At 68.0% G+C, this 10,213-nt stretch carries 10 protein-coding genes; 5 read left to right on the top strand and 5 right to left on the bottom strand.

Translation table 11 applies throughout. The features are described 5' to 3' along the window. Positions 1-75 precede the first annotated feature (75 nt). Positions 76-1,269, top strand: coding sequence for an elongation factor Tu (gene tuf / locus ABTX62_RS28130; RefSeq protein WP_030839706.1), 1,194 nt, complete (start codon positions 76-78; stop codon positions 1,267-1,269). Positions 1,270-1,423: 154 nt separating this feature from the next. Here tuf and ABTX62_RS28125 read toward each other — a convergent pair whose 3' ends face one another. The 4 genes from ABTX62_RS28125 to ABTX62_RS28110 form a co-directional block, all read right to left on the bottom strand. Next, complete coding sequence (locus ABTX62_RS28125; RefSeq protein WP_352118818.1) at positions 1,424-1,681, bottom strand: hypothetical protein; 258 nt, start codon at positions 1,679-1,681, stop codon at positions 1,424-1,426. Continuing rightward, entirely contained in the window at positions 1,678-2,025 is a 348-nt protein-coding gene (locus ABTX62_RS28120) for a hypothetical protein (RefSeq protein ID WP_352118817.1), read from the bottom strand. Before ABTX62_RS28120 ends, ABTX62_RS28125 begins: the two co-directional genes overlap by 4 nt. A gap of 86 nt (positions 2,026-2,111) precedes the next feature. After that, positions 2,112-3,011: a helix-turn-helix domain-containing protein gene (locus ABTX62_RS28115; protein ID WP_352118816.1), complete on the bottom strand. Its 900-nt coding sequence runs from the start codon at positions 3,009-3,011 to the stop codon at positions 2,112-2,114. Positions 3,012-3,213: 202 nt separating this feature from the next. Beyond that, positions 3,214-3,666, bottom strand: a complete 453-nt coding sequence (locus tag ABTX62_RS28110; protein ID WP_352118815.1) for an ATP-binding protein — start codon at positions 3,664-3,666, stop codon at positions 3,214-3,216. 155 nt (positions 3,667-3,821) lie between these two features. On the opposite strand from ABTX62_RS28110, the gene ABTX62_RS28105 reads away from it, so the two are divergent. Continuing rightward, positions 3,822-4,697 carry a helix-turn-helix domain-containing protein gene (locus ABTX62_RS28105; RefSeq protein ID WP_352118814.1) on the top strand — a complete coding sequence of 292 codons (876 nt, stop codon included), beginning with the start codon at positions 3,822-3,824 and terminating at the stop codon, positions 4,695-4,697. Then, entirely contained in the window at positions 4,694-4,897 is a 204-nt protein-coding gene (locus ABTX62_RS28100; protein ID WP_352118813.1) for a DUF397 domain-containing protein, read from the top strand. Before ABTX62_RS28105 ends, ABTX62_RS28100 begins: the two co-directional genes overlap by 4 nt. On the opposite strand, the gene ABTX62_RS28095 is transcribed toward ABTX62_RS28100, so the two are convergent. Then, complete coding sequence (locus ABTX62_RS28095; protein WP_352118812.1) at positions 4,894-6,279, bottom strand: S41 family peptidase; 1,386 nt, start codon at positions 6,277-6,279, stop codon at positions 4,894-4,896. The two genes, ABTX62_RS28100 and ABTX62_RS28095, sit on opposite strands and share 4 nt — an antisense overlap. Before the next feature lie 223 nt (positions 6,280-6,502). Here ABTX62_RS28095 and ABTX62_RS28090 point away from each other — a divergent pair, with 223 nt between their 5' ends. Both ABTX62_RS28090 and ABTX62_RS28085 read left to right on the top strand, forming a co-directional pair. Next, complete coding sequence (locus ABTX62_RS28090; protein WP_502998023.1) at positions 6,503-9,565, top strand: RHS repeat-associated core domain-containing protein; 3,063 nt, start codon at positions 6,503-6,505, stop codon at positions 9,563-9,565. Beyond that, positions 9,553-10,065 (top strand): hypothetical protein, encoded by a 513-nt coding sequence (locus ABTX62_RS28085; RefSeq protein ID WP_352118810.1) that lies wholly within the window; start codon positions 9,553-9,555, stop codon positions 10,063-10,065. Before ABTX62_RS28090 ends, ABTX62_RS28085 begins: the two co-directional genes overlap by 13 nt. Positions 10,066-10,213 lie beyond the last annotated feature (148 nt).

The raw sequence follows: 10,213 nt of genomic DNA, 5'->3' as shown, positions 1-10,213 counted from the left end.
GCCCGGGCTTTCCAGCAAAGATCACCTGGCGCCGATGAGTAAGGCGTACCAGAACCACTCCCCAGGAGGACCCCCGTGGCGAAGGCGAAGTTCGAGCGGACTAAGCCGCACGTCAACATCGGCACCATCGGTCACATCGACCACGGTAAGACGACCCTCACGGCCGCCATTACCAAGGTGCTGCACGACGCGTACCCGGACCTGAACGAGGCCTCGGCCTTCGACCAGATCGACAAGGCTCCTGAAGAGCGCCAGCGCGGTATCACCATCTCCATCGCGCACGTCGAGTACCAGACCGAGACGCGTCACTACGCCCACGTCGACTGCCCCGGTCACGCGGACTACATCAAGAACATGATCACGGGTGCGGCGCAGATGGACGGCGCCATCCTCGTGGTCGCCGCCACCGACGGCCCGATGCCGCAGACCAAGGAGCACGTGCTCCTGGCCCGCCAGGTCGGCGTTCCGTACATCGTCGTCGCGCTGAACAAGGCCGACATGGTGGACGACGAGGAGATCCTGGAGCTCGTCGAGCTCGAGGTCCGTGAGCTCCTCTCCGAGTACGAGTTCCCGGGCGACGACCTGCCGGTCGTCAAGGTCTCGGCGCTCAAGGCTCTCGAGGGCGACAAGGAGTGGGGCAACTCCGTCCTCGAGCTGATGAAGGCCGTCGACGAGAACATCCCGCAGCCCGAGCGTGACGTCGACAAGCCGTTCCTGATGCCGATCGAGGACGTCTTCACGATCACCGGTCGTGGCACCGTCGTCACCGGTCGTATCGAGCGTGGTGTCCTCAAGGTCAACGAGACCGTTGACATCGTGGGCATCAAGCAGGAGAAGACCACCACCACGGTCACCGGCATCGAGATGTTCCGCAAGCTGCTCGACGAGGGCCAGGCCGGTGAGAACGTCGGTCTGCTCCTCCGTGGCATCAAGCGCGAGGACGTCGAGCGCGGCCAGGTCATCATCAAGCCGGGCTCGGTCACGCCGCACACCGAGTTCGAGGCGCAGGCCTACATCCTGTCCAAGGACGAGGGTGGCCGCCACACGCCGTTCTTCAACAACTACCGTCCGCAGTTCTACTTCCGCACGACGGACGTGACCGGCGTGGTGACCCTCCCCGAGGGCACCGAGATGGTCATGCCGGGTGACAACACCGAGATGAAGGTGGAGCTCATCCAGCCCGTCGCCATGGAAGAGGGCCTGAAGTTCGCCATCCGTGAGGGTGGCCGGACCGTGGGCGCCGGCCAGGTCACCAAGATCAACAAGTGAGTCTTCGGACTGGCTTGAGGGTCTGCTGACCTGAGTGGCTCGAAGGGGCCCGTACGACTTCGGTCGTGCGGGTCCCTTTGCCGTGCCCGGGGTGGTCACGGCAACAGGTCGGCGCGTGGGCGCGCCCACGCCTGGGGGTGTTTGCTGTGGTCAGTCAGAAGCCCAGGTACGTGATCTGGACGACGTAGATCCGCTCGCTGCGGACGACGACCTGATACGTGAACATGCCGCCGGGGACGATGACGTCGCCGCCCTTCGGGTCGGCGCTGTCATGCGTCTGTCCGTGGATGTGCAGGGCTTCGGCGGCCCTGACCAGCTCATCCGACGTGCGTTCCACCTCCGCGAGGAAGCCGGTGGGAGCGGTTCGGGCCGCTTCCTGCGCGCCGAAGGCGTACTCCCACTTCCAGCTCACTCGCGGACCGCGTTCATGGCTTCGTCCAGGACAGCGCTCAGTTCACGCAGGGCCTCTCGCGCGATGGCGGGGTCCTCGTGCTCCAGGTTGTCCTTCGCGCGTGCGTAACGGGTGGACAGGTCGGGACGCCGGGCGATCTCGATGTCGCGGGCCCAGGTCAGCACCCAGCTCTGCACAGGGCTGAGGGACTGCCACTCGACCGCCTTGGCGAAGGCGTCGTCCTTCGTGGCCTGCATCTCTTCCAGACGGGCCGGATCCACAGCGGCGAGGGCCGCACGCAGGGCGTCAGGAGTGTGCTGAGGACGGGGGGCCAGCTCATGTCCGTGGTCAGCCTGAGTGCTCATCGCGTCCACCTCCAGGGAGTGCCCCGGCCAGGCTAACCCGCTCGGTCGGCGGGGGAGCGAGGCGACATGTGCGGCCGCTGCTCGTCTCATGCGGCTTCCAGGAGTTCGGTTCGGTTGGATCGGCAGTCGCGGCAGTGGCCGGGCGCCGGCGCGCGGAACGCGCGGTCGCGGCCGTCGCAGGTCTGGAGGGGATGCCGGGTGGGCGCGGGTGGCGGTTGCGATGCCCCGAGGGGCGGTGGGGGTGGCAGTTGCGATGCCCCGAGGGGCGGTGGGGCCGGCAGCTGGGCTGTGAGGCGGTGGGCGAGGAGGGCGGCCGGGCGGTGGAGGGGCTCCGGTGGGAGGTCCGTCGTCAGGGCGTGGCGTACGGCGGCCGGGGTGACGTCCCGTTCGAGCCAGGCGGCGACCCCCGGGGCGAGGTGGGCCGTGTCGCACCCGGACAGGAGAAGGCGGGGGTCGTCCCGGCGCAGGCCGGCGAGGAGGTCGGTGGCCCGTTGGAGGAGGGCGGGGGCGGGGCAGGCCGGGCGCGGTACCGCGGGGAGGGGTTTGCCGCCGGGCTGCCTCGTCCGCCTCCTCGGGGCCGGGCGCGGGGTGTTCGCACCGCTGTGACCCGGCTGGTTGCAGGAGGTCGTGCGGGTGATGATCCGGCCGTCCGGGACGCGTTCGCGCGTGCGGCGCAGGTAGCCGTGGGCTTCCAGCTCCCGCAGGCCGGCGGCGATACGGGTCGTGCCCTCCGGGAAACGGGCGGCCAGGGACTTGATGTCGATGCGGGAGCCCGCCGGGAGCGACTGGATGTGCACCGCGAGCCCGATCGCGAGCAGTGACAGCTCCGGGTGCTGGGCCAGATGGTTGCCGATCACCGTGAAGCGGGTGGTGTGGCGGGTGTTGTCGTGCACCAGGCCGACGTGGGGATGCCGCCGGTTCGGGTGCTTCTTTCCGGCAACCCGGGTGTGGGCGTGCGCGGGCACGTTAGGGTTCTGCGTATCCATCGGGAAGGCCTTTTCTTCCTCGGTGGTCAGGCCCTCGCACTGGGATTGCCGTCCCGGCGGGGGCCGTCGCATGTCTGCGGTTGTGTTGCGCTGAGCGTAGGGCAGGCAAGGGCCCCGGAATCCAGCTGAGTTGGCGATGTTCACTCGTGAGGGTGAGGCGGCCCTGAGGCTGGGAGGAGGGGTGGGGTTTGGTCAGGTCCTTTCACCCTTGTGGTTTTTTGAGGAGGGCGCCTGTGCCGCCGGAGTGCGGGTTTTCAGGCTCCGGCGCGAGGTCGATCTCGGCCCAGACGGTCTTGCGGGGCGGCAGCCCCCGGGTGACGCCCCAGCGATCGGCGAGCGCGTCGACCAGGAGGAGACCCAGGCCGGGTCGTGCCGGCGGCAGCCGGTCGGCGCGGGTGTCCGTCACCTCGACGCGGAGGGTGCCGGCGACGACGTAGAGGAGCAGGCGGAAGTCACGGCCGGGGGCGCGGCCGTGCGTCGCGGCGTTGTTCGACAACTCGGCGATGACCTGCCGCGCCGGGTCCAGCGGCAGTCCCCAGGAGCGCAGTTGTTCCGTGGCGAGGAGACGCGCCAGGCGGGCCCCGCGCGGGGTGGGGGACAGCTGGAGGCTGAAGTTGCGGACAGGAGTGCGGAGTTCGGGGGAGTTCTGCTTCACGTCACTCAGCGTGACCGTCCGCGCTTACCGTGAACAGTTACTCGGCGAGTGCGTACGGTGACTGTCCGGAGCTTGTCCGGTGCTGTCCGGGCTGTCGGGGGCGGGTGTACGAGTAGGGCGCCGGGCACGGTCGTACGACGGAGGAAGGGTGCGGGATGACGGTCGAGGCGGACGCGGGGCGGCTCAAGGGCGAGGCGGACGAGCCGGGTTGGGAGGTGGACCCGGACGACGAGTGGGGCGTCGCGGTCATCGCCACGGTCGGGCGGCAGCTGAAGTTGCGGCGTGAGGCGGTGGGGATGCGGGCCGCCGAGTTCGGGACGGCCGTGGGGTACGGCGAGGACATGGTCTACAAGATCGAGGGCGGGAAGCGGATTCCCCGGCAGGACTATCTCGTCAGGGCTGATGAGGTGCTGGGGGCGGGTGGGCTGGTTGCGGCGGCCTGGGAGGACGTGAAGAAGGTCCGGTATCCCAAGAAGGTGCGGGAGCTTGCCAAGCTGGAGGGGCAAGCGGTGGAGATCGGGGTGTATGAGTGCAACAGCGTCCATGGCTTGTTGCAGACCCCGGAGCATGCGCGGGCCTTGTTCGAGGCAGCGCAGCCGCCGTACGCGCCGGACGACGTGGAACGGATGGTTGCTGCCCGCATGGCCCGGCAGTCGGTCTTCCAACGAGACCCTGCCCCGTCGGTGCACTACGTCCTGGAGGAGGCGGTGCTGCGTCGACGGGTCGGGGGCACAATGGTGTGGCGACAACAGCTCGAACGGCTGTTGGAGGTGGGCCGCTTGCGCAACGTGATCTTTCAGATCATGCCGACCGAGACGGATGCTCACCCCGGGGTGGACGGCAAGATCGAGCTGCTGAAGTTCCCGGACGGTACGGCGGTGGGTCGCTCCGACGGAGCGTTCAGTGGACGGCCGACCAGTGATCCCAAGCAACTCCGCATCCTTGAGCTGCGGTATGGCACCATCCGTGCGCAGGCTCTCTCCCCTCGGGAGTCGCTGGCCTTCATCGAGCAAGTGCTGGGAGAAACATGATCCGCAACGCTTCTGCCGGGGATACCTCCGAACTGGCCTGGTTCAAGAGCAGCTACAGCAGTGGCACGGACGGCAACTCCTGCGTCGAGATCGCCATAGCCCCCCACACCATCCACGTCCGCGACTCAAAGCACGCCACCCAGGGCCCCCGGCTCGCGCTCACACCGGAGGCCTGGTCGGACTTCGTGGCCTTCGTCTAGTCCTCGTTCCTCAGGACCCTCACCGCGCGGTCGAACGCCGAGTCTCGCTTCTTGGCGAACTCCTCCTTCGTGAAGACCGGTTCGGTCAGGTGGGGCGGGATGCCCGTGCCGTCGTAGGTCCGGCCCGACCGGTTCAGGAACTCCTCGTTCGGGAGGATCGCCGTCATGCCGTTGGGCAGGGTGCGCTGCATGACGTCGGAGAAGACACCCTGGGTCGGCTGCCCGACGCGAACGGTGCCGCCCGGACGGTCGATCAGGGCCTGCGTGAAGGTCTCACCCGCGCTGACGGTCGTGCCCGAGGTCAGTACGGCGATGGGCCCGGTGTAGCGGGGCCCGTCGGCCGGCAGGCCCCGGATGGGCTCGGGGCGGGTGTGCCGGTCCGGGTCGGTGGGGTGGTTGCGGGCGCGCTTGGCGTAGGCGACGTAGGGCTTGTCCGTGAGGCGTTCGGCGAGGTGGATGCCGAGGGCGTCGGAGCCGCCGCCGTTGATGCGCAGGTCGATGATCAGGCCCTTGAGCAGCTGAGTGCGCTCGGGGGTGAGGATCGTGTCCAGGGCCTTGTCGAATTCGGCGAGGTGGACGGGACAGGGGGCGCCGTCCTGGGCGTACCCGCCGAAGCCGGAGATGCGGAGGTAGCCCTGGCCGGCGGCGCGGCCGGGCAGGTCGGCGTAGGTGATGCGGCCGTTGGCGAAGTCCTGGCGATAGGAGGCGTTCTTGAGGTCGCGTTCGGTGATGAACTTCTTGACCTTGGTGTCCAGTTCCTCGCTGGGCGGTTGGGTGCCCGGGCGAACCTGGGCGAAGACCTGGTCCCCGTCCCGGACGGCGACATGGGCGTCGTACAGAGGCCGCACCATGTCGCTGAAGATGCCGAAGAGCTCCTTGCGGGTGGTGTCCGCGTGCACCTCGGGCCGGTAACGGCCCCTCAGGGCCTGCCAGTCGACGCCCTTCGCGGCGAAGAAGGGGTAGTTCTCGGCGAACGAGTGCCAGAAGACGTCGAAGGCAGCGCGGGGGTCCTCGGGGGTGGGGCGGGTGCAGTCGGCCGGCAGTTCCTGGATCCGCCGCAGCGAGCGGTGTCCGACCGAGGTGTCGAAGCCCAGGGTGGCGTGGTTCCCGCCGGGGCCGGGCCGGATGGTCAAGGTGGTGCCGTCGGCGGTCGCGTACGTGCCGGGGCCGGTCCGCCGAGCACCGTCACCCTTGAGGCAGCTGACGGATGTCGTCTGGAACTCCTGGAGGGTGTCGCCGTCGAGGGAGAGGACGGTGCCGTAGCCGTCCATGCGCCAGAGGCCGTCGGTGCCCAGCCTGCCGGGGGTGGAGGCGGCCGTGGCGGGCACTGCGGCTGCTGCGGCGAGGGCCAGGGTGAGGGCGGTGGCGGTGGTGGTGCGCACGATGGGTCCCCCTGCTGTGTGGTCGGTGCCCTTACGGTGCCTGGGGGAGCGGGGGCGAGCCATCCGGTGGGCTGGAGGGCGGGGGTGGGGACAGCCCCCGCCCGGTTCGCCACTGCCAGGCAACTGATCGCGGTCACCCTCGTCCAGCAACCTCGCCACATCGACCGCGCCGACGGACTCTGGGACCAGAACGCCGCGTTCATCACCATGGCCAGACGGCCTGATGGGCCACGAGCTCCCGGAGTTGACAGCACCGCTGACGGCGGCGCCACCACACTGCTGCGCTACGCGTACTCACCCGACAGGAACCTCACCGAGATCTACAACTCCTCCGGGCTGCCGTTCCGGCTCGAGTACGACGACCGCGCGCATCGTCTCCTGGACCGACCGCAACGGCAGTTGGTACCGCTTCACATACGACAGCGAGGACCGCTGCGTGGCGGGACAGGGCGCCGACGGGTTCCTGAACTGCCTCATCGCCTACGACACCGGGCAGCGCCGCACGACGTACACCAACTCGCTGGGCAACACTCTTCGGTACGAGTACAACGAATACCTGCAGCTCGTCCGCGTGACCGACCCCCTCGGGCGGCAGGAGACGCTCGAATGGGACCGTCACGGACGGCTCCTCAAGCAGGTCGACCCGGTGGGTCGCGAGACGGCGTACACCTACGACGAAGCCGGCAACGTCACCTCAATCACGGGTCCCGACGGCCGCCGGGCCAGTGCCGAGTACAACCAGTGGCACCTCCCCGTCCTGACCATCGGTGGCGACGGAGCGGTGCGCACCTACACCTACGACGAGCGGGGGAACCGTACGTCCGTGGTAGAGCCGCAGGGCGCGGAGACCCGTTTCAGTTACGGTCCCGGCGGAGCCCTCACGGCCATCACCGACCCTTTGGGTTCGACCGTGTCCTTGGTCACCGACGCCGCCGGTCTTCCGCTGAGGGTCACGAGGGCCACCGGTGCGGTCGTCGCATACTCCCGGGACGCGTTCGGCCGCATCGAGACCGTGACGGAGCCGCTGGCGGGCGTCACCCGCATCTCCTGGACCCCGGAGGGCAGGAGGCGGCAGAGAATCGCGGCCGACGGGAGCGTGGAGTCCTGGACTTGGGATGCGGAGGGGAACCTCCTCGCGCACACCGACGGCGCGGGCGCGACCACCCGTTCGACGTACACGCACTTCGACCTCCTGGTGAGCAGAACCGATCCCGCGGGTGCGACTCTCCGCTTCGACCACGACACCGAACTTCGGCTCACCGCAGTCACCAACCCCCTTGGCCTGACCTGGAGCTATGCATATGACGCGGCGGGACAGCTCGTCGCCGAGCGGGACTTCGACGGGCGTTCGCTCACTTATGTCCACGACGAGGTGGGCCGTCTGGTCCGGCAGGTCAACGGTGCCGGGGAAACGGTCGACTACGCCCGTGACGCGGTCGGCAACATCGTCGAGAAGCGAGTCGGGGACTCGACCACCGTGTTCCGCTACGACGATGCCGGGCTGCTGAAGGAAGCGCTGTCGTCCGGAGCCCGCCTCGCCTACAAGCATGACGAGTACGGCCGTGTCACGGAGGAAACCGTCAACGGGCGGACCACCACGTTCCGCTATGACCTTGCCGGTCGGCGTACCACGCGTCTCACTCCGTCCGGAGCATTGAGCAGCTGGTCCTACGCCCCGGATGGGCTGCCACAGGAGCTGGCAGCCTTCGACCATTCCCTGCGCTTCGCACACGATGCCGCGGGCAGGGAGACCGGAATCCGGTTGGACAAGGCGCTGTCGGTGCGACAGGAGTGGGACGAGATGCACCGGATGCGCAAGCAGATGGTCCTCTCGGCCGGCACTGCGCACCAAGCCGCTCCGGGGACGACATCCGTGGACCACGACTACGTCCACTCCGCGGCCGGTCCTGTCGAGACGATCGACGCCCAGGAGGGCAGGAAACGCTACGGGCTGGACGCGAAGGGCCGGGCCACCAGTGTCCGCGCGCAGTCGTGGAGCGAGACCTATGCGTACGACTCTTGCGGACGGCTGGTCTCCTCCCATCGCGAGCAGGGAGAAGGCCCCGGAGGACATGAGTCCGCACGGCGATACGAGTACTCCGGAAACCGGCTGACGAGGGCCGGCCGCACCAGCTACGCATACGACGCCCAGGGCCGGGTGGTCCGACGGACGCGGAGGACCCTCTCAGGCCTCCGGAAGAGCTGGACCTACGCCTGGAACTCCGAAGACCGGCTGACCGGCCTCGTCACCCCGGACGGTACGACCTGGCGCTACACCTACGACCCTCTGGGGCGCCGCATATCCAAAGAGCGCCTGGGCCCGTCTGGAGAGGTCACCGAGGCCGTGTTCTTCGTCTGGGACGGCACCCGGCTGGCAGAGGAGATCCGCGACTCCGGTTCCGGTAACCGCACCACCATATCCTGGGAATACTCGCCTGACAGTCACCGGGCAATAGCCCAGAGTCGCAACGAGGGGCTTGGCGATGCCCCGCAGGACGAAATCGACCGGAGATTCCGGCTCATTGTGAGCGATCTCGCGGGAAGTCCGCTGGAAATGCTCTCGCCGGACGGTGCGACGACCTGGAAGAACAGATCGCAACTGTGGGGCGTGCAAGAAAGTACGTATACGCCGGAGGAGGACTGCCGTCTTCGGTTCCCCGGCCAGTACTTCGATGTCGAGAGCGAACTCCACTACAACTGTTTCCGCTATTACGACCCGCATACGGCCCGCTACATATCGCCTGACCCGCTGGGACTCGCGGCCGGCCCCGACCACTACGCGTACGTGGTCAACCCGCTGGTCTGGTCCGACCCTCTGGGGCTCCAGTCCTGCCCCACCTTCAAGGGGCTCGCCTGGCTGACCGACAAGATGCTGAAGCGTCCTTCGTTCAGGTATCAGCGTGTCGTGTCCGGCGTGGACTACGAACAGATCTGGAAGCTCTCCGACGGCCGGGCGGTGCACATGGACGGCGGTCCTACGAACGGCTGGATCATGGAAGCCAAGTTCACCGGAGGGCGGGAGAGCGAGTGGGCCAAGTCCGCCTACAATCCTGAAAGCTCTTTCTACAACGAAAAAAAGATCACTGATCAGGCCGCCAAGCTCCTGCAGATGAATGAGGAACTGGCCGGAAAGGGTGTGTGTTACGCCATTTCAAATGAGGCGGGCGCTGCTCATTTCCGGGAAGTGCTCGGCACGCATTTCCCGGAAGCGATGGCAAATGGTACGCTGTCGGTCTTTCATGTGCCCGGCAATGGTATGAGCGGAATGAGTAAATGGTTGACGTAAGCGCGGAACTGGGTCAGCTGTCCGAACTCGACGAACTCACCGGCCCGGCGGCGGCCGCCGTTCTCGAAGCCTCGGGGTGGGAAGGCGAGCGCAGGAATGAGGCGAAGCAGTGGGCGACGACTTGGCGGCGCGGCGACGCGCACGCCTGGATTCAGGGCGACGGTCCGGTGGAGGTGGAGTTCACGCTCTGGTACCGGGAGGTCGAAGACGAACGGCCTGATCCGGACACCTACATCGACGACCTGTACGACGCCGCGTCCGCCGAGCTTCCTCGTGTGGTCGCCCAGCTGGAATCGGGTTCGCTCGGAGCGCGACTCGAGACCGTGGACGAGGACCTCACGGACGGCGCGGACTACATCGACCACACCGCTTGGCGGATCTCGGACAAGGTCCTCCTGGCCGGCGTCAAGCATGACGACACCGAAGCGCCCGTTCAGCTGGTGGTCGTGATGCGCGGGTACGGCACGGGCGAGCAGGACGACGAGGGGGAGTGGCTCTGACGCCAACGTGGGCATCAGATCCGCAACATCCGGTGTGCGAGCGACTCGCCGAGAGGGCCTGGTCCGCGGCGCAGCCGCGACGCTGAACGACACGGCCCGTCCGGCCGGGCGTTTGACCTACGTCACCCCCGGGGTATTCTCCTCGGCT

Origin of the sequence: Streptomyces sp. NPDC096046, from assembly GCF_040303285.1 — a bacterium.
Classification (GTDB): Bacteria; Actinomycetota; Actinomycetes; order Streptomycetales; family Streptomycetaceae; genus Streptomyces.
Note: the sequence above shows the minus strand (reverse complement) of the source record. Positions and strands in the feature narration are given on the sequence as shown.